The following is a 23259-nucleotide window of genomic DNA, read 5'->3' as shown; positions in this document are numbered from 1 at the left end:
CAAACCCAAGCTCGTCGCCCTCATCGCCGTCGCCAGAAAGCTCATCACCATCCTCAACGCCATCGTCCGGGATCAGCAACCATGGCGCGAACAAACCGCTTGACTAACAAGACAGTCGCTCACCCCGCCCTCTCCCACAAGGGGAGAGGGGACGCGAACGGCGGGGCCGGCGCCATTCGCGCAAGCCGGGCCACCTCGCGCGGCGTCATGCCCCGGCTTGTCCGGGGCATCCACTTTTGGGGCAGCGTGCCGCCTGCTGGACGTCCATAGGCAGGGCCTGTGCGGTGGTGGATCCCCCGGACGAGCCGGGGGATGACGGTGGCGATTGAGGACCGCGCCCGGCCGGCCCCCACCCTAACCCTTCCCCGCAAGCGGGAGAGGGGGGCGCGAACGGCGGGGCCGGCGTCGCCCGCACGCCGAGCCTGCGCATAGACCGACGCCGAGCCATTCCGCCCGCGCGCTTTCCATCGCGGCGCTGCGCCGCTAGCTTCGCCGCGCCCTTCCAGCCCGCGGCAGCAGGACCCCGCCCGTGACCGACCTCATCGGCCTCGCCTTTCCCTTCTTCGGCCTGATCTTCCTCGGCTATTTCTGCGGGCGCGTGGTGAAGCTGCCGGAGGCGGGGCTCGCCTGGCTGTCCTTCTTCATCATCTATGTGGCGCTGCCGGCGCTGTTCTACCGCATCGTGGCGCAGACGCCGTTCGAGGAGCTGGCCAACGGCGCCTTCATCCTCGCCGTCATCGCCTCCACCACCACCTGCGCCGTGATCGCGCTGGCGCTCGGGCTGTTCTTCCGCAAGGGCAATATCGGCGAGGCGGCGATCGCCACCACGGTCGGCGCCTATGCCAATGTGGGCTATATGGGCCCCGGCCTCACCCTGGCGGCGCTGGGGCAGGGCGCGGCGACGCCGGCGGCGCTGATCTTCGCCTGCGACAGCGTGTTCTTCTTCACGCTGGTGCCGCTGCTGATGGCCATGCGCGGCGGCCAGCACGAGAGCCTCTGGACCACCTTCGGCATCATCGTGAAGCGGGTGCTGACCCACCCGTTCAACATCGCGACCCTGCTCGGGGTGCTGGCGGCGGCGATCAAGTTCCAGGAGCCGGCGGCGATCGCCAAGATGCTGGATTTCCTCAAGAACGCCGCCGCGCCCTGCGCCCTGTTCACGCTCGGCGTGACGGTGGCGCTGCGGCCGCTGAAGCGCGTGCCGGCGGAGCTGCCGCCGCTGCTCGGCCTCAAGCTGCTGGTGCACCCGGCCATCGCTTTGGTGTCGTTGTCGATCTTCGGCGGCTTCTCGCCCGCCTGGACCCAGACCCTGCTGCTGATGGCGGCGCTGCCACCGGCGCTCAACTGCTTCGTCCTGGCGCGCCAGTACCACACCTATGTGGAAGAGGCGTCCGCCGCCGTGCTGGTGGGCACGCTGGCCTCGGTGGTGACGGTGACGGGCATGCTCTATCTGCTGCGCGAGCAGCTGATCCCGCTCGATCTGTTTCCATAGCGCATGCAATCCCGGCGCCGCCGTCCCTGGGCCCTCCGGTCGATCCGGAGGGTGGCGGCGGAGCGGTGGTGCACGACGGCATCTCCCACTGCCGTCATGCTCCGGCTTGACCGGAGCATCTATGAACGGCGCGCAAAGACCCGGGCCCGGCCCTGGGGCCGCAAGGCTCCTGGGCCCTCCGGTCAAGCCGGAGGGCGACGGCGGGGCGAGGGGCCCGCCGCCTCAGGCCGCCCGGCTGCCGACGCCGAGGCGCATGACGGCGCGGCGCAGGGGGCCGACGCGGTCGAGCAGGTAGAGGCCGAGGCCGCGCGCGCTCTGCACCGGCAGGAATTGCGAGAGCAGCGAGCGGTTGAGCAGGTCCACCGCCGCCATGCGGGCCTCGATGTCGCGCCGCCGGGCAGCCTCGAAGCGCTCCAGCAGCGCAGGGTCGCCGGGATCGCGCCCGCGCGCCGTGGCCTCGCCGGCGAGCGCCACCAAGGCGCCGGCGTCGCGCAAACCGAGATTGAGCCCCTGGGCGCCGATGGGCGGCATGATGTGGGCCGCCTCCGCGGTCAGCGCCACGCGCGGCGCGGTGAGGCGGCGCGCGGTCTCGGCCGCCAGCGGGAAGGCGCCGCGGCCCTCCTCCATCTCGAAGGCGCCGAGCACGGATGCGCAGCGCGCCTCCAGCTCCCGCGCCAGCTCCGCGTCGGGCAGGCCCATGAGGCGCACCGCCTCGCGGTCGCCCACCACGCAGACGATGGAGGAGCGGTTGCCCGGCAGCGGCACGAGCGTGAAGGGGCCGGTCTCGGTGTGGAATTCGGTCGAGGTGTCCTCGTGCGGCCGGGCGTGGCGCACGGTGGCGGTGAAGGCCACCTGGGGATAGTCGCGCCGCCGCATGGAGATGCCGCACGCCTCGCGCACCCGCGAGCCGCGCCCGTCCGCCGCCGCGACGAGGCGCGCGGTGAGCGCCGTGCCGTCCTCCAGCGTCAGCCGGGCCGCCTCGGTATCCACCTCCAGGCCGGTGAGCGAGGTGCGGAAGATGGCGAGCGCCGGCTCCGCCTCGGCGGCCTTCAGGAGGCCGAGCCTCAGGTCGTCATTGGCGAGGTTGTAGCCGAAGGCGTCGAGGTCGATCTCGGCGGCGCGGAACGTCACCTCCGGCGCGCGCACCAGGCGGTGGGTGGCGTCGACGATGCGCATGTCGCGGAGCGGCGCCGCCTTCGGCGCCACCTCGTCCCACACGCCGAAATCCTTCAGGATGCGCACCGAGCCGTCGAGCAGCGCGGTGGTGCGATGGTCGGCGCCGCGCGCCGGCCCGGTTACGAGCGCGGTCGGCACGTCCGCCCGCGCGAGGCCGAGCGCCAGAGCGAGGCCCGCCGGCCCCGCGCCCACCACCGCCACGTCGAAGCTGGTCCGGTCCATCTGCCGCTCCCCTGTGTCCTGTCCCGCCTGCCGCCGGCCGGGCCAGCGGTGCGGGCGCCATGATAGGCCCAAGGCGCGCCGCGGTCGCGCGGCCGGTTGCCCCATCCCCGATGCATGGCGGGTGCGCCCAAAGTCCGCTTGATGAGCGCACGGAAGAACGGGAAAACTAAGGCCTCCACGGGGGCTCGGCCATGGAATGGATCGCTTCGCCGGAAGCCTGGGCGGCGCTTGTCACGCTCACGGCCATGGAGATCGTGCTCGGCATCGACAATGTGGTGTTCATCTCGCTGCTGGTGCAGGGCCTGCCGCCGCATCTGGCGCTGCGCGCGCGGCAGATCGGTCTGTCCGCCGCGCTCGTCATGCGCATCGCGCTGCTGTTCGCCTTGTCCTGGCTGATCGGGCTGAAGGAGCCGGTGCTGTCGGCCTTCGGCTATGCCTTCTCCTGGCGCGATCTGATCCTGATCGGCGGCGGCGGCTTCCTGATCGCCAAGGCGACCCACGAGATGCACGCGACGGTGGAGGGCGAGGACGAGTTCGAGGAAGAGATGAGCCTCGGCGAGCGCGCCCGGCGCAGCTTCTTCCTGCTGGTGGGGCAGATCGTCATCATCGACATCGTGTTCTCGGTGGATTCCATCCTCACCGCCATCGGCATGGCCGAGCATGTGGAGATCATGGTGACGGCGGTGATCATCGCGGTGGGCATCATGTTCATCGCCTCCGGGCCGCTCAGCGCGTTCATCGCCGCCCACCCCACCACCAAGATGCTGGCGCTTGCCTTCCTGGTGCTGATCGGCGTGACGCTGGTGGCGGACGGCTTCGGCGTCCACGTTCCGAAGGGCTACATCTATGCCGCCATGGCCTTCTCGGTCACGGTGGAGGCGCTCAACGTCGCCGCCACCGGCCGGCGCCGGCGCCGCGCGGAGGCCCGCAAGTCGAAAGCATGAAGTCCGAGGCGTGAAGCCCAAAAGCAAAAAGAGGTCCGGGAGGGGCGTCGCTCAACGACCAAGGGAGGGTCCCATGTCGGTTCAGGTCATGTCCGACCGCGTGCTTCTCGTCACCGGCGCCAGCCGGGGCATCGGCGCCGCCACCGTGCGGCTCGCGGCGCAGGAGGGCTACCGCATCGCCCTCAACTACGCCTCCGCCGACACGGAGGCGGAAGAGACCGCCGCCGCCGCCCGCGCCGCGGGCGCCGAGGTGGTGCTGGTCAAGGCGGACGTCTCGCGGCCGGAGGAGGTGGAGCGCCTGTTCGCCGAGGTGGACGGCCGGCTCGGCCGCATCACCCACCTCGTCAACAATGCCGGCATCACCGGCCCGGCGAGCCGGTTCGCGGAGATCGCGCCGGCGGAACTCGCCCGCGTGCTCGACCTCAACGTCACCGGCGCACTGCTGGTGGCGCAGGCGGCGGTGAAGCGCATCTCCACCGCCTATGGCGGGCCGGGCGGGGCGATCGTCAACGTCTCCTCCATGGCGGCCCGGCTCGGCTCGCCGGGGGAATACGTCTGGTACGCGGCCTCCAAGGGCGCCATCGACAGTTTGACGATCGGCCTCGCGCGGGAGCTGGGGCCGGAGTGGGTGCGGGTGAATGCGGTGGCGCCGGGCCTGATCGAGACCGGCATCCACGAGCGCTCCGGCCAGCCGGACCGGCTCCAGCGCCTCGCGCCCACCATCCCGCTGGGGCGGCCCGGCACGTCCGACGAGGTGGCGCGCTCCATCCTCTGGCTGCTGTCGGACGCCGCGTCCTATGTCACCGGCGCAGTGCTCAACATCTCCGGCGGGCGCTGAGGGCGCTTGCGGGCGGCGGGGCCGGCCCTATGATCCGGCCCTCAAGGAAGCAGCGGGAGGCGCGCCATGGTCCATGCGGTAAGGGTTCACCAGACGGGCGGCCCCGAGGTGCTCACCTATGAGGAGATCACCGTCCCCGCGCCCGGACCCGGCGAGGTGCAGATCCGCCAGACCGCCATCGGCCTCAACTTCATCGACGTCTATTTCCGCACCGGCCTCTACAAGGCGCCGCAGATGCCGTTCGTGCCCGGCAGCGAGGGCGCGGGCGTGGTGGAGGCGGTGGGGCCGCAGGTGGAGGGCTTCCACGCCGGCGACCGCGTCGCCTACGCCATGGCGCCGGGCGCCTATGCCGAGGTGCGCAACATCCCCGCCGCCATGCTGGTGCACCTGCCGGCGGCCATCGACGACCGCACCGCGGCGGCCATGATGCTGAAGGGCATGACGGCGCAGTATCTCGTCAAGCGCACCCACCACGTGAAGCCCGGCGACGTGATCCTGGTGCAGGCCGCCGCCGGCGGCGTCGGCCTCATCCTCACCCAGTGGGCGCACCAGCTGGGCGCCACGGTGATCGGCACGGTCGGCTCGAAGGACAAGGCGGAGCTGGCGCTCGCCCATGGCTGCGACCACGTCATCCTCTACCGGGATGAGGATTTCGTGCACAAGGTCAAGGAGATCACCGCCGGCAAGCTGTGCGACGTGGTGTATGACGGCATCGGCCAGGCGACCTATCCCGCCTCGCTCGACTGCCTCAGGCCGCTCGGCCTGTGGGTGTCGTTCGGCAACGCCTCGGGGGCGATCAGGAACTTCGACCTGCTGGAGCTCTCCAAGCGCGGCTCGCTGTTCGCCACCCGTCCGACGCTCGCCACCTTCGTCGCCAAGCGGCACGATCTGCTTGCCACCGCCAACGATTTGTTCGAGGCGGTGCTGGGCGGCGGGGTGAAGATCCCGGTGCACCAGACCTTCGCGCTGAAGGACGCCCGCAAGGCGCACGAGGTGCTGGAAGGCCGCGGCACCACGGGCTCGACGCTCCTTTTGCCCTGACGTATTTGCCGACGGCAGCGCACGCGCGCCTTGCGCGTGCCACGCTTCCCGCCGATATTCAAACAACAACAAAGAACGGGGCCGGCCGCCGAGCGATTCGGAGCAACGGCGCGCCCCGCTCGTGCTGCGACGGATCGTTCGGCCATGATGCGCCAATACGAGCTGGTCGAGCGCGTTCGACGGTACAATCCAAAGACCGACGAGGCGCTTCTCGACCGCGCCTATGTCTACGCCATGAAGGCGCACGGCAGCCAATTGCGGGCGTCGGGCGACCCCTATTTCTCGCACCCGCTGGAAGTGGCGGCGATCCTCACCGACCTGAAGCTGGACGACGCCACCATCGTCGCCGCGCTGCTGCACGACACCATCGAGGACACCGACGCCACCAAGGCCGAGATCGAGCGCCTGTTCGGCCACCAGATCGCGACGCTGGTGGAGGGCCTCACCAAGATCAAGAAGCTCGACCTGGTCTCGAAGCAGGCCAAGCAGGCCGAGAACCTGCGCAAGCTTCTGCTCGCCATCGCCGACGACGTGCGCGTGCTGCTGGTCAAGCTCGCCGACCGCCTGCACAACATGCGCACCCTGAAATGGGTGCCGCCGGACAAGCGTGACCGGGTCGCCCAGGAGACGCTTGACATCTACGCCCCGCTCGCCGCGCGCATGGGCATGCAGGACATGCGCGAGGAACTGGAGGATCTCGCCTTCCGCCAGCTCTCGCCGGAGGCGTACCAGAGCATCACCACCCGCGTGTCGGAACTGCGCCAGCGCAACGGCCCGCTGGTGGAGGAGATCGAGCGCGAGCTGAGGGACGAGCTGGCCCGGCGCGGCATCGAGGCGGACGTGAAGGGGCGCGAGAAGGCGCCCTATTCCATCTGGGGCAAGATGGAGCGCAAGGCGATCGGCTTCGAGCAGCTCTCCGACCTCTACGGCTTCCGGGTGATCGTGAAGAGCGTGGACGAGTGCTACCGCGCGCTCGGCGTGGTCCACACCAAGTGGGCCATCGTGCCGGGGCGCTTCAAGGACTACATCTCGACCCCCAAGCCCAACGACTACCGCTCGCTGCACACCACGCTGATCGGCCCGCGCCGCCAGCGCGTGGAACTGCAGATCCGCACCCGCGACATGGAGGAGATCGCCGAATACGGCATCGCCGCCCATGCGCTCTACAAGGACCCCTCGGGCGAGCCCGGCCCCATGCTCTCCAACGAGAGCCGCGCCTATGCCTGGCTCCGCAAGACCATCGAGAACCTGTCCCAGGGCCTGTCGCCGGAAGAGTTCCTGGAGCACACCAAGCTCGAACTGTTCCACGACCAGGTGTTCTGCTTCACCCCCAAGGGCCGGCTGATCGCGCTGCCGCGCAAGGCGACGCCCATCGACTTCGCCTATGCGGTGCACACCGACATCGGCAACACCGCGGTGGGCTGCAAGATCAACGGCACCATCGCGCCGCTGGTGTCGGAGCTGAAGAACGGGGACGAGGTGGAGATCATCACCTCCAAGGCCCAGTCGCCGCCGGGGGCGTGGGAGACCATCGCCGTCACCGGGAAGGCGCGCGCCGCGGTGCGCCGGGCGACGCGCACGGCGGTCCGGGCGCAATATGCCGGGCTCGGCCGCAAGATCGCCGAGCGCGCCTTCGCCCGCGCCGCCAAGGTGTTCACGGAGGAGGCGGTGGCGAAGGCGACGCCGCGCCTCGCCCGCGCCACGCCGGAGGACGTGTTCGCAGCCATCGGCCGCGGCGAGATCAAGCCCGAGGACGTGGTGCGCGCGGTCTATCCCGAATGGGCGCCGCCGCGCGCCGACGAGCGCTCGAACGGCGAGCGCGCGCCCAACGGCGAGGGCTGGTTCGAACTGAAGCGCGCCCACAACCTCAAGTTCAAGATCCCCGAGGGGGCCAGCGCCGAGCGGCTGGACGCCATCCCGATCCGCGGCATCAACGGCGACCTGCCGGTGCGTTTCGCGCCCAATGGCGGGGCGGTCCCGGGCGACCGCATCGTCGGCATCCTGACGCCGGGCGAGGGCATCACCATCTATCCGATCCAGTCGCCCGCCCTGCAGAACTTCGAGGACAAGCCGGAGCACTGGCTGGACGTGCGCTGGGACCTCGACGAACTGTCCGATGGGCGCTTTCCGGCGCAGATCATGGTCACGGCGCGCAACGAGCCCGGATCGCTCGCCCAGGTCGCCGGCGCCATCGGCGATCGCGGCGGCAATATCGAGGGCCTCCAGATGCGCACCCGCTCGGCGGACTTCACGCAGATGCTGATCGACGTGGAGGTGTTCGACCTGCGCCATCTCAATGCCATCGTCACGGACTTGAAAGCGCGGGCGGTGGTCTCAAGCGTCGAGCGCGTCAACGGCTGACGCGCCCCCTTTTCCGGGAGCAACCTCACATGCAGGCAATCCGGCCGATCCGGCTCGGCGTCAACGTGGACCATGTGGCGACGGTGCGGAATGCGCGCGGCGGCGCCTTGCCCGATCCGGTGCGCGCGGCGCTCCTGGTGCAGAGGGCCGGGGCCGACGGCATCACCGCGCACCTGCGCGAGGACCGGCGCCACATCCGCGACGTGGACATGGAGCGCCTGAAGGCGGAAATCTCCATCCCGCTCAATTTCGAGATGGCCGCCACCGACGAGATGATCGCCATCGCCCGCCGCGTCCGCCCGCACGCCTGCTGCCTGGTGCCGGAGAAGCGCGAGGAGCGCACCACCGAGGGCGGGCTCGACGCCGCCGGCCAGTTCGCCGAGCTTGAGCCGCGCATCGCGCGGCTGAAGGAGGCGGGCATCCGCATCTCGCTGTTCGTGGCCGCCGACGCCCGCCAGATCGCGGCGGCGCGCGACCTTCACGCCGACATCGTCGAGCTGCACACCGGCGCCTGGTGCGATGCCCGCGCCGAGGGCCGGTCGGCGGAGGCGCAGGCGGAATTCGGCCGCATCGCCGCGGCGGTGCACGAGGCCCATGGCCTCGGGCTGGAAGTCCATGCCGGCCACGGGCTCGATTTCGACAGCGCCGCTCTGGTCGCGGCCCTGCCGGAGGTGGTGGAGCTGAACATCGGCCACTTCCTGGTGGGCGAGGCGATCTTCGTCGGGCTGGAGGCGGCGGTGGCGCGCATGCGCGAGGCCATGGACCGCGGCCGGGCCTTGGCGGCGCGCAGCGCCGCGGGCGGGGCGGCCGCATGATCCTCGGCATCGGCTCCGACCTTGCGGATGCGCGGCGCATCGCCCGCTCCATCGAACGCTTCGGCGAGCGCTTCCTGGAGCGCGTGTTCACGCCGGTGGAGCGCGCCAAGGCCGAGCGGCGCCGCCTGAAGGCAGAGACCTACGCCAAGCGCTTCGCCGCCAAGGAGGCCTGCGCCAAGGCGCTGGGCACCGGGCTGAGCCACGGCGTGTTCTGGCGCGACATGGGGGTGGTGAACCTGCCCACCGGCCAGCCGACGCTCGAGCTCACCGGCGGCGCCGCGCGCCGGCTCGCCGCCATGCTGCCGGAGGGGCATGAGGCGGTGATCCATTTGACCATGACCGACGAAGGGCCGCTGGTCTCGGCCCAGGTCATCATCTCCGCCGTTCCCCGCCGCGCCTGAGGGCCCCGCGGCCGAGCCCGCCCGGACGCTTCCGCCGCCGGCCGGCCGGTGGCATCGTGGCGCCGAAGGGGAGGAACCATGGACGCGCTCGCCAACGAGATCCTGCACTGGACCACCCGCGCCATCGAGGTGGCCGGAACCGCCGTCATCGTCTACGGCATCGTTTCAGCGCTGGTGCTGCTGGCACGGGGCGCGCTGGCCGGCCGGCCCATGGCGGCTTCGTTCCGGCAATGCCGGTCCTCCCTCGGCATGGCGATCCTTCTGGGGCTCGAATTCCTGGTGGCGGCCGACATCATCAACACGGTGGCCATCGAGCCGACGCTCCAGAGCCTCGCGGTGCTGGCCGGCATCGTGCTGGTGCGGACCTTCCTGTCCTTCTCGCTGGAAATCGAGATCGAGGGCCGCTGGCCCTGGCAGCGCGCCCAGGCGGCGCAGCCCGGCCCGGCGGACGCGCCGGCGCAGGCCTGAGCCACGCCGAGACCGCTCCACCGGCCGCCGCGCGTTGCCGCCCGGTCGCGAAGCCTCTATAGGGGAGAACCAAAGCGGGCGGGGGCTTCGGCGTCCGCCCTTCCTCCTTTTCGGCGCAGTTTGCTGCACACTGCCCGCACCCGTTGACGTCAGGCTTGGTGCCGCACCTTCGACCCCTGATGAATTTGGACCCTCGATGCACTTGGATCCTCGATGACCGCGACCAGCGATTCGAAGAAAGAGGGCGGCTTCCTTGAGACCGTCCGCGTCATCATCCACGCGCTGCTGATCGCGCTGGTGATCCGCACCTTCCTGTTCCAGCCGTTCAACATCCCCTCCGGGTCCATGAAGGACACGCTGCTGATCGGCGACTACCTGTTCGTGTCCAAGTACAGCTACGGCTATTCGCGCTTCTCGCTGCCGATCACGCTCGATTTGTTCTCCGGCCGCATCTTCGGCGCCGACCCGGCGCGCGGCGACGTGGTGGTGTTCAAGCTGCCGAAGGACAATGCGACCGACTACATCAAGCGCGTGGTGGGCCTGCCGGGCGACAAGATCCAGATGATCGGGGGCGTGCTCAACATCAACGGCGTTCCGGTGAAGCGCGAGCGCCTGTCCGACATCACCGAGGACGACGGATCGGGCCGCAAGGTGCTGGTGAAGCGCTGGCGCGAGACGCTGCCGAACGGCGTCACCTACGAGACCCTCGATCTGGTCGACAACGGCATGTACGACAACACGCCGGTCTATGACGTGCCGCCCGGCCACTTCTTCATGATGGGCGACAACCGCGACAATTCCCAGGACAGCCGCGTGCTGAGCCAGGTGGGCTACGTGCCGTTCGACAACCTGATCGGCAAGGCGCAGGTGATCTTCTTCTCGATCGATGAAGGCGCGGCGGCGTGGCAGGTGTGGAACTGGCCCTGGACGGTGCGATGGGACAGGCTGTTCAAGACGGTGGACTGACCGGCGCCGCCGACGATCTGGCTGCCCTCGAAGCGCGGATCGGCTACCGATTCACGGATCGGGCGCTGCTGGAGCTGGCGCTGTCGCACATCAGCTCGGTGAAGGGCGAGGCGCCCCGCCGGCGCTCCTATCAGCGCCTGGAGTTCCTCGGCGACCACGTGCTCGGCTCGGTGGTCTCGCACATGCTCTACGAGGCGTTTCCCGAGGCGGAGGAGGGCGAACTGTCGCGCCGGCTTGCCGAGCTGGTGCGAGAGGAGGCTTGCGCCGAGGTCGCCGCCGACATGGACATGGGCGCCCATATCCGCCTCGGACCGGGCGAGAGCCAGTCCGGCGCCAGCAAGCGGCGGGCGATCCTCGCCGACGTGGCCGAGAGCGTGGTGGCGGCGGTGTTCCTCGACGGCGGCTATGTCGCCGCGCAGGCGGTGGTGGAACGGCTCTGGCGCGGCCGGCTGGAGGCGCCGCGCCGTCCGCTCCGGGACGCCAAGACCGTGCTTCAGGAATGGGCGCAGGGCCGCGGCCTGCCGCCGCCGGTCTATCGCGACGTCGGCCGCTCCGGGCCCGACCACGCGCCGCGCTTCACCGTTCTGGTGGACCTTCCGGGCCTCGATCCGGCGGAGGCCTCGGGCGCCTCGAAGCAGGCGGCCCAGAAGGCGGCGGCCGCCGCCTTCCTGGTGCGCGAGGGGGTATGGACCGGCAGCGAGGCGCAGGCCCAGAGCGGCACGTGAGGCCGCCCCCGCGGATCGCCGGTCAAAAGGTGATAGGATCGCGCGCAAAGGCGTGAAGCATCGGCCGCGGCGTCGGCCGCCGGCCCAGTGAACGGGAACACATGAGCGGCAAGACAGGTGACCGGGGCAAGCCCTCCGGCAAGACGATCGACGACACGACGGACGAGGCCGCGGCACAGGCCGCCGGGGCGCAGCAGCGCCGCGCCGCGTCCGAGGGGGAGGCGTCGGAAACGGCCGCGAAGGAGGCCGCATTCGATCCTGAGGCCGACCTCGCGGGCACCGCCTTCGATCCGGCGGCGCCGGACGACCTCGACGACGATGACCTCGACGACGAGGATCTGGACGACGACGAGCTCGACGCGCACGCGCGAGACCAGCGAGACGACCAGGCGCGAGATTCGGCAGAATTCGCGCAGGACCGGCACGGTCCCTCCCGCAGTCCCGCGCTGCCGGAGGGGCCGACCCGCTGCGGCTTCGTGGCGCTGATCGGCGCGCCGAACGCCGGCAAGTCCACCCTCACCAACGCCCTCGTCGGCACCAAGGTCTCCATCGTCTCCCACAAGGTCCAGACCACCCGCGCCATCGTCCGCGGCATCGCCCTTGCCGGCTCGGCCCAGCTCATCCTGGTGGATACCCCCGGCATCTTCTCGCCCAAGCGCCGGCTGGAGCGGGCCATGGTGTCCTCGGCCTGGACCCAGGCCGCCGACGCCGACGTGGTGGCGCTCCTGGTGGACGCCAAGCGCGGCCTCGATGCCGAGGTCGAGGGCCTGCTGCAGCCGCTCGCCAACATCCGCCGCCCGCGCGCGCTGATCCTCAACAAGATCGACCTGATCCGCCGCGACACGTTGCTGGAGCTGGCATCCCGGCTCACCGAGCAGGTCGCCTTCGAGCGCGTCTTCATGATCTCGGCGCTCACCGGCGACGGCATTGAGGACGTCAAGGCGTGGTTCGCGCAGGCGGTGCCGTTCGGCCCCTGGCTCTATCCGGAAGACCAGATCTCCGACGCCCCCATGCGCATGCTCGCGGCCGAGATCACGCGCGAGAAGATGTTCGTGCGCCTCCACGACGAACTGCCCTACCGCTCGACTGTTGAAACCGAGAGCTGGAAGGAATTGCGCGACGGATCGGTGCGCATCGAGCAGACCATCTTCGTGGAACGCGAGAGCCAGCGCAAGATCGTGCTGGGCAAGGGCGGGGCCACCATCAAGGCGATTTCTTCGGAATCCCGCGCGGAAATTTCCGAAATCATCGAGCAGAAGGTTCATCTCTTCCTGTTCGTGAAGGTGCGCGAGAACTGGGCCGACGACCCCGAGCGCTACCGAGAAATGGGCCTGGAATTCCCGAAGGGGTAGACGGCCGTGGAATGGAGCGACGAGGGCATCGTTCTCGGTGTCAGGCGCCACGGGGAAGGGGGCGCCATCGTCGAGCTTCTCACGCGCCGGCGCGGGCGCCATCTCGGCATCGTGCGCGGCGGCGCCTCGCGCCAGCAGTCGAGCGTGCTCCAGCCGGGCAACACCGTGCTCGCCACCTGGCGCGCGCGGCTGGAGGAGCATCTCGGTAACTATCTCCTGGAAGCGAGCATCCTGCGCGCCGACCGGCTGATGGCGAGCGCCCATGCCGCTTTCGGCCTCTCCCACATGGCGCAATTGCTGCACCTGCTGCCGGAGCGCGATCCCCACCAGGGGCTCTACGACACGACCGGCGCCATCCTGGACGCGTTCGAGGCGGCGGACAGCGCCGGCATGCTGGTGGCGCGATTCGAGCTCGCGGTGCTGGCCGAGCTGGGCTTCGGCCTAGAGCTGGAGACCTGCGCCGCCACGGGCGGGCGCAACGACCTCGTCTATGTCTCGCCTAAGAGCGGGCGGGCGGTCAGCCGTGATGCCGGCTCGCCCTATCACGACCGCCTGTTTCCGCTGCCGGGCTTCTTCCTCGGCGCCGCGAGCCCGCCGGGGGCCGACGAGGTGGAGGCGGGCCTGCGAATCACCGGCCATTTCATCGCGACGCGGGTGCTGGAGCCGCGCGGGCTGGCATTCTCGCCCGCCCGCGCGTCGTTCATCGCGGCGTGGCGCCGGGGCACCGCGCCGCCGCGTGGCTGATCACCAGCAGGGGCGACCCCAGCCCGGACCGCAGCGCGGGCCGACCCACACGTTCTGGCACCGCGTCACCCACCGCCAGCGGCCGTAGCGCCACACGCGGACCTGCCGGCACACGCGGCGCCACCGCACCTCCTCTGCGCCGGCCTGGGCCTGCACCGGGCCGAGCATGGTGGCACCAGACGAACCCAACGATCCCGCGGCGGCGGGCGATGCCGCCGCCAGGAAACCAAGCACCAGAGCCCCGCCTGCCGCCAATGCCAGTTTCTTCATCGTGCATCCTCCATTCGGGCGTACCGGTCACCCGGGCCGCCCGCCAATCCCGCACGCTGACGCTAGGGGATGGCTTGGGCGGCAGTTTGTCGGAACAGCGTCCGGCTTCCGCTTAACGCGCTGAATCGGCGAAAGTTTCCGCCACAATCGCACGCGGTATCGGGAAACCTTGGCCGGCCTCCGGGCGCGCGTGGAAAAGCGGCTTGCCGCGCCCTCTGGCCCGGAGTAACTGCGGTCCATGGCAACCCGCACCCTCCCGCCCGGCGACGGGCATATCGAACAGGTGGCGCTGAAGGCGGCGCTGGAAGAGCGCTATCTCGCTTACGCGCTCTCGACCATCATGCACCGGGCGCTGCCCGACGCCCGCGACGGCCTGAAGCCGGTGCACCGGCGCATCCTGCACGCCATGCGCCAGCTCAGGCTCGATCCGGGCCAGGGCTTCAAGAAGTCCGCCCGCGTGGTGGGCGACGTGATCGGCAAGTTCCATCCCCACGGCGACCAGTCGGTCTATGACGCGCTGGTGCGCCTCGCGCAGGATTTCGCCCAGCGCTACCCGCTGGTGGACGGGCAGGGCAATTTCGGCAATGTGGACGGCGATAACGCCGCCGCCATGCGATACACCGAGGCCCGCCTCACCGAGACCGCCCGGCTGCTGCTGGACGGGATCGACGAGGACGCGGTGGACTTCCGCCCCACCTATGACGGCTCCGAGGAGGAGCCGGTGGTGCTGCCGGCGGCGTTCCCGAACCTGCTCGCCAACGGCTCCCAGGGCATCGCGGTGGGCATGGCCACCTCGATCCCGCCGCACAACGCCGCCGAACTGCTGGACGCCGCGCTCTATCTCGTCGACCACCCGGACGCCATGGCGTTCGATCTCCTGAAGTTCGTGCCCGGCCCGGACTTTCCCACCGGCGGCATCCTGGTGGACGATCCGGTCGGCATCGCGGAGGCCTACGCCACCGGGCGCGGCTCGTTCCGCGTCCGGGCGCGCTGGGAGAAGGAGGAGACCGGCCGCGGCACCTACCAGGTGGTGGTGACGGAAATTCCCTACGGCGTCGCCAAGTCGCGCCTCGTGGAGAAGATCGCCGAGCTGCTCACCGACAAGAAGCTGCCGCTGCTCGCCGACGTGCGCGACGAGAGCGCCGAGGACATCCGCCTGGTGCTGGAGCCGCGCGCCCGCACGGTGGATGCCGAAGTGCTCATGGAGAGCCTGTTCAAGCTCACCGAGCTTGAGGCCCGCGTGCCGCTCAACATGAACGTGCTGGTGAAGGGCCAGATTCCCAAGGTGCTCTCGCTCGCCGAGGCGCTGCGCGAATGGCTCGATCACCGGCGCGACGTGCTTCTGCGCCGCTCGCGCTATCGGCTCGGCCAGATCGCCCATCGCCTGGAGGTGCTGGGCGGCTATCTCGTCGCCTATCTCAACCTCGACGAGGTGATCCGCATCATCCGCGAGGAGGACGAGCCGAAGGCCTCGCTCATCGCCACCTTCTCGCTGACCGACGTGCAGGCGGAAGCGATCCTCAACATGCGCCTCAGGTCGTTGCGGCGCCTGGAGGAAATGGAGATCAAGAAGGAGCACGACGCGCTCAGCGAGGAGCAGGACAAGCTCAACAAGCTGGTGGGATCGGAAGGCGCCCAGTGGCGGACGATCGCCAAGGAAATCCGCGAGACCCGCAAGACCTACGGCCCCGAGACCGCCATCGGCCGGCGCCGCACCACGTTCGCCGCCGCACCCACCGTGCACGAGGACGCCTTCACCGAGGCGCTGGTGGAACGCGAGCCGGTGACCGTCGTGGTGTCGCAGAAGGGCTGGATTCGGGCGCTGAAGGGTCATGTGCAGGACCTCTCCAACCTCCAGTTCAAGGGCGACGACGCGCTCGGCCACGCCTTCTTCGCCGAGACCACGTCCAAGGTCATGGTGCTCGCCACCAACGGGCGATTCTTCACGCTGGAGGCCGCCAAGCTGCCGGGTGGGCGCGGCCACGGCGAGCCGGTGCGCCTTATGATCGACCTGGAGCAGGAGGCGGAGATCGTCTCGGTCTTCGCCTATCAGCCGGGCCGCCGGCTGCTCCTCGCCTCCAAGGAGGGGCGCGGCTTCGTGGTGCCGGAGGACGACTGCGTCGCCAACACCCGCAAGGGCAAGCAGGTTCTGGTGGTGGACGCGCCGGACGTGGCGCTCGCCGCCGTGCCGGTGGAAGGCGACACGGTGGCGGTGATCGGCGACAACCGCAAGCTGCTGCTGTTCCAGCTCTCCCAGGTGCCGGAGATGGTGCGCGGACGCGGCGTGCGGCTGCAGAAATACCGCGAAGGCGGGCTCTCAGCCCTCAAGGTGTTCACGCTCGACGATGGGCTCACCTGGCAGGACACCTCCGGGCGCACCTGGACCGTGAAGCTGCCGGAGCTGGCCGAATGGCAGGGCGAGCGTGCCTCCGCCGGGCGCCTGCCGCCGAAGGGCTTTCCGCGCACCAACACCTTCGGCTGAGCCATGAGCGAGGCGCCCGCCGATCCATCGCGGACCGGCCGGCCCGGCTCGGCCTTGAGGCGCCTGGTCGCCTTCGCCCAGTCGAGCGCGCGCCGGCGCGAGATCGTCCTGGTGCTGATCGCGGCGGTGATGGGCGTGCTGGCGGGGGGTGCCGCCGCCTTCATGAGCACCGTCGCCCAATGGGCGCACGAGGTGCTCTACGGGCTCGCGCCGGGCGAGCGGCTGAGCGCCTCGCCGGCGCTGCTCTCGCCCTGGCTGGTGCTGGTGCCGGCGGCGGGCGGCGCCGTGATGGGGCTGATCGCACTGGCCCTGAAGCGCTGGCGCGACCGGCCGTTCGTCGACCCGATCGAGGCCAACGCGCTGCACGGCGGGCGCATGTCGCTGGTCGACAGCCTCATCGTCTCGGCGCAGACCATGGTATCCAACGGCTTCGGCGCCTCGCTGGGGCTGGAGGCGGGCTATTCGCAGATCGGCTCCGGCATCGCCTCGCGGCTCGGGCAGTGGTTCGACCTGAGGCGCAACGATTTGCGCATCCTGGTCGGCGCGGGAGCGGCGGCGGGCCTCGGCGCGGCGTTCGATGCGCCGCTGATGGGCGCCTTCTACGGCTTCGAGATCGTCATCGGCACCTATTCCATCCCCGCCGCGGCGCCGGTGCTCGCCGCCACCATCTCGGCGGTGATGACGGCGCGGCTGCTGGGGGCCCATGTGGAGCGGCTGCTGCTGCCGCTCGACGTGACGCTGGCACCCATCGACATCGTGCCGGTGCTCGGCCTGGGGCTGGTGGCGGCGGCGATCGCTATCCTCGTCATGCGCCTCGTCACGACGGTCGAGGCCGGGTTCGCGAAGAGCGGCATCCCCGCGCCGCTGCGGCCCATGGTGGCCGGTCTGATGGTGGGCGCGCTCGCGCTCTACAGCCCGCAGGTGCTCTCCGACGGCCACGGCGCCCTGCACAAGCAGGTGGAAGGGGCGGTGACGCTCTCGGTGGCGGTGATCTTCGGCTTCAAGATCCTCGCCTCGGCGCTGTCCATCGGCTCCGGCTTCCGCGGCGGCCTGTTCTTCGCCTCGCTGTTCCTCGGCGCGATGATGGGCAAGCTCTATGGCGGCGCGCTGGCGCTCGCCTGGCCGACGCTCGGGCTCGATCCGGCGGTGCTGGCGGTGGCGGGCATGGGGGCGCTGGCGGTGGGCATCATCGGCGGCCCGATGACCATGACGTTCCTGGTGCTGGAGATGACCGGCGACCTCGCGCTCACCGGCTATGTGCTGGCCGGGGCGGTCATGACCTCGCTGACGGTGCGCGAGACCTTCGGCTTCTCGTTCTCCACCTGGCGCTTCCATTTGCGCGGCGAGGCGATCCGCAGCCCGCAGGATATCGGCTGGATGCGCGAGCTCACGGTGGGCCGGATGATGCGCACCGACTTCGCGACGTTCCCGGCCGCCGGCACCATCGGCGCGCTCCGGGCCGCGGTGCCGCTCGGCGCGCATCGGCTGGTGGTGCTGGTGGACGGCGAGGGGCGCTATGGCGGCCTGGTGCAGATGGCGGACGCCCACGGGCCCGCGTATGGCCCGGACGATCCCGTGACCGCCCTCGCGCGGCAGGCGGACGTGATGCTGCTGCCCGCCATGAACGTGAAGGAGGCCGCGCTCGCCTTCGACGCGGCCCATGCGGAGGACCTGGCGGTGGTCGAGGACAAGGCCGGCCGGCAATTGGTGGGGCTTCTGGGCGAGACCTATGTGCTCAAGCGCTATGCGCGGGAGCTGGAGCGCGCGCGGCGCGGGCTCGGGGCGGAAGATTGAGGGCAAGGCGAGCGGCGCCGCGGGCCGCTCGCCAGGTGTTCGCCAGGTACTCGCCAGGTATCGGGGGTCACCTCTCCCCGTCGGGGCAAAGAGGGAAGGGGAGACCCTCAGGCGCCCTTGGTCCAGCGCACGGCCGCCTCGGCGACGCGCTTGCCGAGATGCTGCGCGGTGCGGTGGTCGGTGGCAGGGGGCGCCACGTCCGGGCCCTGGTCGTTGTTGGACTGGGCATAGGCGCCGACGAAGCTGCCGAGGCGGTTGAGGTCCTCGATCGAGGCGTTGGCGGTGTTGTTGCCGGGGTGCAGGCCGAGGCCGACCCAGACCATGCCATGCTGCTGGGACAGGCCGAACAGCACCTCCATGCCGCGATGCTTGTCGCCGTTCATGGCGCCGGAATTGACGAAGCCGGCGGCGAGCTTGTCCTGCCACTTCTTCTCGTACCAGCGCTTGGCGGTCTTCTCGGAGAAGGTCTGGAAGGCGGCGGAGACGTTGCCCATGTAGATCGGCACGCCGAAGATGATGGCGCTGGCGCCGTCGAGCACATCCCACTTGGCGTCGACCTCCTCGACCGGCACCAGCACGCCCTCGACGGCGTCGACTTCCTTGATGCCTGCGAGCACGGCCTCGGCGACCACCTTGGTGTGGCCGTATCCGGAATGGTAGGCGATGGCGACGACGGGCTTGGACATGGGGGCCTCCTGAAAGGTCGGTATCTGCCCCCAGACTTGGCGTGCACAAACGAAAGTATCCAGGCGAGAGTTTGCAAATCCCGTATGCGCAGATGCAAGGAATGCGTGCCGGGTCGCCCGCGCCTTAACAGGACGGAAACCGGCATGGGCGAAACTGGCGCCATGCAGAGCCGCTCCCGCCTCCAGACCGTCCTCGCCACGCTCGCGCTCCATCTGGGCGCCGCCGCCTTGATCGGCTACTTCGCCTATCACGCCTATACCGGCGACCACGGCCTTCTCGCCAAGCGCAACTTCGAGCAGGAATTGCAGCAGCTCGAAAATGACCTCGAGGCGCTCAAAGCGCAGCGCGCGGCGCTGGAGCACAAGGTGTCGCTTCTGGCCGTCACCCAGCTGGATCCCGATCTGCTGGACGAGCAGGGACGCCGGCAACTGGACTTCATCCACCCCAAGGATATCGTGCTGCTTCGCAATAAATGAACTCGATATAAGTTCACACATGATGTGAACCTGAAAGTAGTTTAATCAAGTGAAATCAAGGTGTGGCAACGTGTTGCGGCGCAGCATGACGAATTTGGCGCTTTGAGGGCACGGCGAGCTGGAGTAGGAAGGGCGACCTTTCCGCGTATCCGAGGACGCCGATGGCTACCAAGAAACCATCCGCCCGCGCCGCCGCTGCCGAGCCCGCGATTCTTTCCTTCACCCCCGACCAGGACCTCGCCGCCTATCGCGAGATGCTGCTCATCCGCCGCTTCGAGGAGAAGGCCGGCCAGATGTACGGCATGGGCCTGATCGGCGGCTTCTGCCACCTCTATATCGGCCAGGAGGCCGTGGTGGTGGGCATGCAGATGGCCATGAAGGAGGGCGACCAGGTCATCACCGGCTATCGCGACCACGGTCACATGCTCTCCACCGGCATGGACGCCAAGGGCGTCATGGCCGAGCTCACGGGCCGCCGCGGCGGCCTCTCCAAGGGCAAGGGCGGCTCGATGCACATGTTCAGCATCGAGAAGCAGTTCTTCGGCGGCCACGGCATCGTCGGCGCCCAGGTCTCGCTCGGCACCGGCCTCGGCTTCGCCAACCGCTACCGCGAGAACGGCGCGGTCTCCGTCACCTATTTCGGCGACGGCGCGGCGAACCAGGGCCAGGTCTATGAGAGCTTCAACATGGCCGAGCTGTGGAAGCTGCCGGTCGTGTACGTGATCGAGAACAACAAGTACGCCATGGGCACCGCGGTCACGCGCGCCTCTGCGCAGACCGACTTCTCCAAGCGCGGCGCCTCGTTCAACATCCCCGGCGAGCAGGTGGACGGCATGGACGTGCGGGCGGTGAAGGCCGCAGGCGCCCGGGCGCTCGCCTTCGCCCGCGAGGGCAACGGTCCCTATATCCTGGAGATGCAGACCTACCGCTATCGCGGCCACTCCATGTCGGACCCGGCGAAGTACCGGTCCAAGGAGGAGGTGCAGAAGATGCGCACCGAGCACGACCCCATCGAGCAGGTGCGGGTGCGGCTTCTGGAAGCGCACAAGGTGGGCGAGGACCAGCTCAAGGCGATCGACGCCGAGATCCGCGAGATCGTCAACGCGGCGGCGGACTTTGCGAGCCATGAGCCGGAGCCCGATCCCGCCGAGCTGTATACGGACGTGCTGCGCTGAGGCCCGGTCCGTGGCCGCGCTCTTCCACGTCATCGCCGGGGCGGCCCTGATCGCCGCGATCGGCGCCTGGGTGGTCGCCGTGCGCGGTGGCCGCTCGGCCCTCGTGGCCGAGCGCATGTCGGGCCGGCCGGTCGGCGCGGGGAGCTATGTCCTTCTCGCGTTCTGGCCGTTCGCCGTCGGCCGCACCGGCGCCGCCGAGGACGCGGACCGGGTGCGCTCGGGCAAGGCGGCCATCGCCTTCTTCATCTCGCTGACCGTCGCGATCGCGGCCTTCTCCGCCTACACCAACCTCACCTTCAAGCGCGACCACGCGGTCCCGGCCGGCTCGACGCCGTCCGCCCCCGCTTCCGCGCCGAGCAAGAGCTGACAGCCATGGCCATCGAAATCCTCATGCCAGCCCTCTCGCCCACCATGGAAAAGGGCAACCTCACCAAGTGGGTGAAGAAGGAGGGCGACGCCGTGAAATCCGGCGACGTGCTCGCCGAGATCGAGACCGACAAGGCCACCATGGAGGTGGAGGCCGTGGACGAGGGCATCCTCGGCCGCATCCTGGTGCCCGAGGGCACGCAGGACGTGGCGGTCAACACGCCCATCGCCACCATCGTCGCCGAGGGCGAGGATGCCGGCGCCGCGCCCGCGCCCGCCGCCAAGGCGGCCGAGAGCGCGCCGCCCGCGGCCCCCTCTCCGGCGGCGGCAGCCGCGCCCGCGGTACCCTCCACGCCGGCACCGAGCGCCGTCGCCTCGCCTCCCGTGGTCTCCGCGCCGCCGGACCCGGAAGTGCCCGCCGGCACCGAGATGGTCACCATGACCGTACGCGAGGCCCTGCGCGACGCCATGGCCGAGGAGATGCGCCGCGACGGCGACGTCTTCGTCATGGGCGAGGAGGTGGCCGAGTATCAGGGCGCCTACAAGATCACCCAGGGGCTGCTGCAGGAATTCGGCGCCCGCCGCGTGATCGACACGCCGATCACCGAGCACGGCTTCGCCGGCGTCGGCGTCGGCGCCGCCATGGCGGGGCTGAAGCCCATCGTCGAGTTCATGACCTTCAACTTCGCCATGCAGGCGATCGACCAGATCATCAACTCCGCCGCCAAGACGCTCTACATGTCGGGCGGGCAGGTGCACTGCTCCATCGTGTTCCGCGGCCCGAACGGCGCGGCCGCGCGCGTCGCCGCCCAGCACAGCCAGGACTATTCCGCCTGGTACAGCCAGATCCCCGGCCTCAAGGTGATCGCGCCCTACACCGCCGCCGACGCCAAGGGCCTGCTGAAGGCGGCGATCCGCGACCACAACCCGGTGATCTTCCTCGAAAACGAGATCCTCTACGGCCACTCCTTCGAGGTGCCGAAGCTGGACGACTTCGTGCTGCCCATCGGCAAGGCGCGCATCGCCCGGCCGGGCAAGGACGTGACGCTGGTGTCGTTCTCCATCGGCATGACCTATGCGCTGAAGGCCGCCGAGGAACTGGCCAAGCAGGGCATCGAGGCCGAGGTGATCGACCTGCGCACGCTGCGCCCCATGGACGTGCCGGCCATCGTCGAGAGCGTCAAGAAGACCGGCCGCTGCGTCACGGTGGAAGAGGGCTGGCCGCAGTCCGGCATCGGCGCCGAGATCGCCGCCCAGCTCATGGACAAGGCGTTCGACTATCTCGACGCCCCCGTGCTGCGCGTGACCGGCAAGGACGTGCCGATGCCGTACGCCGCGAACCTCGAAAAGCTCGCCCTTCCGTCCGTCGCCGAGGTGATCGCGGCGGTCCACGCCGTGACGTATAGGTGATCTATGGCCCTGACCGTCGCTTACCTTATGGAAGATTTGCCCCCTGGAGTTCAGGATGCTTTAAGAGCAATTTTGGAACGAATTAGCGGATATGGCGATCTGTCATCGAACGATAAACGCCTATGTGTAGTTGTTATTCAGAAATTTTTATCGCAATCAAATTTAATGATTAAAGACATTCCAGCCAATTCATCGTGGGATGATAAGTTTAATTATTTAAGAAGAGGAGTTAGAGAATATTTATTTATGGCGGAAACTTCTCAGATTGAAGACGAGGCTGAAAATTTTGCGGCTGCCTGGAAGTCTGAAGACGACAAAAGTTCTTTTGGTTATGCAATATTGTCTTCTGATGAGAAGCAAAGAATAATAATTCATATAGAAAATATCAGAACAATGATCGAAAATAGTCTCATAGACGCCAGAAAAAAGACAAAAATTTTTGATAAATTGACAAAATTGTACAATGAAATACTAAGAAATTCAACAAAAACAGATGATTTTTTTGCATTTATGGGCGATATGGCGTTTGTAATCGGTGACATGGCCGAAAGTGCAAAGCCGGCAATTACAGAAGTAAAAGAAATACTTAGAATTGTTATGGGTAATAGAGCGAAAAGGGAGGGAGTAGCTTTGCCGAAGCGAGATGACCTGCCCCAGTTGCCGGGCCCTAATCATTCTGAGGGTGAGTAAAATGCCCATCGACATCCTGATGCCGGCGCTCTCCCCCACCATGGAGAAGGGCAACCTCTCCAAGTGGGTGAAGAAGGAGGGCGACACGGTGAAGTCCGGCGACGTGCTCGCCGAGATCGAGACCGACAAGGCCACCATGGAAGTGGAGGCGGTGGACGAGGGGGTCCTCGCCAAGATCCTGGTGCCCGAGGGCACGCAGGACGTGCCCGTGAACCAGGTGATCGCGGTGATCGCCGCCGAGGGCGAGGACGTGAAGGCGGCTGCCGGCTCGGCCGGGAAGGGCGCGGCGCCGGCTGCTGTCGCCCCGGCTCCGGCCGCGCCTGCACCGGCTGCGGCCGCCGCTCCGGCGCCCGCGCCCGCAGCC

22 protein-coding genes and 1 pseudogene are annotated in these 23259 nt (G+C 69.0%); 21 read left to right on the top strand and 2 right to left on the bottom strand.

Translation table 11 applies throughout. The annotated features are described in order from the left end of the window. Both D9R14_RS22400 and D9R14_RS22395 read left to right on the top strand, forming a co-directional pair. Positions 1-103 (top strand): annotated as a pseudogene (locus D9R14_RS22400) (IS110 family transposase); the annotation flags it as partial. A gap of 426 nt (positions 104-529) precedes the next feature. Then, complete coding sequence (locus D9R14_RS22395) at positions 530-1492, top strand: AEC family transporter (RefSeq protein WP_121625840.1); 963 nt, start codon at positions 530-532, stop codon at positions 1490-1492. 222 nt (positions 1493-1714) lie between these two features. Here D9R14_RS22395 and D9R14_RS22390 read toward each other — a convergent pair whose 3' ends face one another. Continuing rightward, a complete protein-coding gene (locus D9R14_RS22390) occupies positions 1715-2890 on the bottom strand; it encodes a UbiH/UbiF family hydroxylase (protein ID WP_121625838.1) in 1176 nt (391 codons plus the stop codon). A gap of 191 nt (positions 2891-3081) precedes the next feature. On the opposite strand from D9R14_RS22390, the gene D9R14_RS22385 reads away from it, so the two are divergent. The 13 genes from D9R14_RS22385 to D9R14_RS22325 all read left to right on the top strand — a co-directional run bounded on the left by D9R14_RS22385 (position 3082) and on the right by D9R14_RS22325 (position 18091). Then, entirely contained in the window at positions 3082-3834 is a 753-nt protein-coding gene (locus D9R14_RS22385) for a TerC family protein (protein WP_121625836.1), read from the top strand. Between the two features lie 73 nt (positions 3835-3907). Then, positions 3908-4672, top strand: a complete 765-nt coding sequence (locus D9R14_RS22380; protein ID WP_245420935.1) for an SDR family oxidoreductase — start codon at positions 3908-3910, stop codon at positions 4670-4672. A gap of 66 nt (positions 4673-4738) precedes the next feature. Next, positions 4739-5713 (top strand): quinone oxidoreductase family protein, encoded by a 975-nt coding sequence (locus tag D9R14_RS22375; protein WP_121625835.1) that lies wholly within the window; start codon positions 4739-4741, stop codon positions 5711-5713. Positions 5714-5857: 144 nt separating this feature from the next. Next, positions 5858-8074, top strand: coding sequence for a RelA/SpoT family protein (locus D9R14_RS22370; RefSeq protein ID WP_121625833.1), 2217 nt, complete (start codon positions 5858-5860; stop codon positions 8072-8074). 29 nt (positions 8075-8103) lie between these two features. Further along, positions 8104-8889 (top strand): pyridoxine 5'-phosphate synthase, encoded by a 786-nt coding sequence (locus D9R14_RS22365; protein ID WP_121625831.1) that lies wholly within the window; start codon positions 8104-8106, stop codon positions 8887-8889. Then, positions 8886-9290, top strand: coding sequence for a holo-ACP synthase (acpS, locus tag D9R14_RS22360; protein ID WP_121625829.1), 405 nt, complete (start codon positions 8886-8888; stop codon positions 9288-9290). Before D9R14_RS22365 ends, acpS begins: the two co-directional genes overlap by 4 nt. A 78-nt stretch (positions 9291-9368) precedes the next feature. Continuing rightward, the gene (locus D9R14_RS22355) at positions 9369-9758 is read left to right on the top strand and encodes a DUF1622 domain-containing protein (RefSeq protein WP_121625827.1); all 390 of its coding nucleotides are present in this window, start codon (positions 9369-9371) and stop codon (positions 9756-9758) included. A gap of 213 nt (positions 9759-9971) precedes the next feature. Continuing rightward, the gene (lepB, locus tag D9R14_RS22350) at positions 9972-10724 is read left to right on the top strand and encodes a signal peptidase I (protein WP_121625825.1); all 753 of its coding nucleotides are present in this window, start codon (positions 9972-9974) and stop codon (positions 10722-10724) included. Then, positions 10694-11449 carry a ribonuclease III gene (gene rnc / locus D9R14_RS22345; protein ID WP_121625823.1) on the top strand — a complete coding sequence of 252 codons (756 nt, stop codon included), beginning with the start codon at positions 10694-10696 and terminating at the stop codon, positions 11447-11449. Before lepB ends, rnc begins: the two co-directional genes overlap by 31 nt. Positions 11450-11895: 446 nt before the next feature. Continuing rightward, the gene (gene era, locus D9R14_RS22340) at positions 11896-12801 is read left to right on the top strand and encodes a GTPase Era (protein WP_245420936.1); all 906 of its coding nucleotides are present in this window, start codon (positions 11896-11898) and stop codon (positions 12799-12801) included. 6 nt (positions 12802-12807) lie between these two features. Next, positions 12808-13545: a DNA repair protein RecO gene (gene recO / locus D9R14_RS22335; protein WP_121625819.1), complete on the top strand. Its 738-nt coding sequence runs from the start codon at positions 12808-12810 to the stop codon at positions 13543-13545. 508 nt (positions 13546-14053) lie between these two features. Further along, complete coding sequence (parC, locus tag D9R14_RS22330) at positions 14054-16297, top strand: DNA topoisomerase IV subunit A (RefSeq protein ID WP_121625817.1); 2244 nt, start codon at positions 14054-14056, stop codon at positions 16295-16297. 3 nt (positions 16298-16300) lie between these two features. Next, positions 16301-18091, top strand: a complete 1791-nt coding sequence (locus D9R14_RS22325; RefSeq protein ID WP_121625815.1) for a chloride channel protein — start codon at positions 16301-16303, stop codon at positions 18089-18091. 107 nt (positions 18092-18198) lie between these two features. On the opposite strand, the gene D9R14_RS22320 is transcribed toward D9R14_RS22325, so the two are convergent. Beyond that, entirely contained in the window at positions 18199-18777 is a 579-nt protein-coding gene (locus D9R14_RS22320) for a flavodoxin family protein (RefSeq protein ID WP_121625812.1), read from the bottom strand. A 144-nt stretch (positions 18778-18921) separates the two neighbouring features. On the opposite strand from D9R14_RS22320, the gene D9R14_RS22315 reads away from it, so the two are divergent. From D9R14_RS22315 to D9R14_RS22295, 6 genes are all read left to right on the top strand, one after another. Then, positions 18922-19254, top strand: coding sequence for an FtsB family cell division protein (locus D9R14_RS22315; protein WP_245420934.1), 333 nt, complete (start codon positions 18922-18924; stop codon positions 19252-19254). A gap of 161 nt (positions 19255-19415) precedes the next feature. Then, entirely contained in the window at positions 19416-20429 is a 1014-nt protein-coding gene (gene pdhA, locus D9R14_RS22310; protein WP_121625810.1) for a pyruvate dehydrogenase (acetyl-transferring) E1 component subunit alpha, read from the top strand. Positions 20430-20439: 10 nt separating this feature from the next. After that, entirely contained in the window at positions 20440-20796 is a 357-nt protein-coding gene (locus D9R14_RS22305; RefSeq protein ID WP_121625808.1) for a hypothetical protein, read from the top strand. 5 nt (positions 20797-20801) lie between these two features. Then, the gene (locus D9R14_RS22300) at positions 20802-22205 is read left to right on the top strand and encodes a pyruvate dehydrogenase complex E1 component subunit beta (RefSeq protein WP_121625806.1); all 1404 of its coding nucleotides are present in this window, start codon (positions 20802-20804) and stop codon (positions 22203-22205) included. A 3-nt stretch (positions 22206-22208) separates the two neighbouring features. Then, a complete protein-coding gene (locus D9R14_RS22985) occupies positions 22209-22895 on the top strand; it encodes a hypothetical protein (RefSeq protein ID WP_147453086.1) in 687 nt (228 codons plus the stop codon). A 1-nt stretch (position 22896) separates the two neighbouring features. Beyond that, on the top strand, positions 22897-23259 hold a 363-nt coding region (locus D9R14_RS22295), incomplete at its 3' end, for a biotin/lipoyl-containing protein (RefSeq protein WP_342634805.1).

This window comes from Xanthobacter tagetidis (assembly GCF_003667445.1).
GTDB classification, from domain to species: domain Bacteria; phylum Pseudomonadota; class Alphaproteobacteria; order Rhizobiales; family Xanthobacteraceae; genus Xanthobacter; species Xanthobacter tagetidis.
Note: the sequence above shows the minus strand (reverse complement) of the source record. Positions and strands in the feature narration are given on the sequence as shown.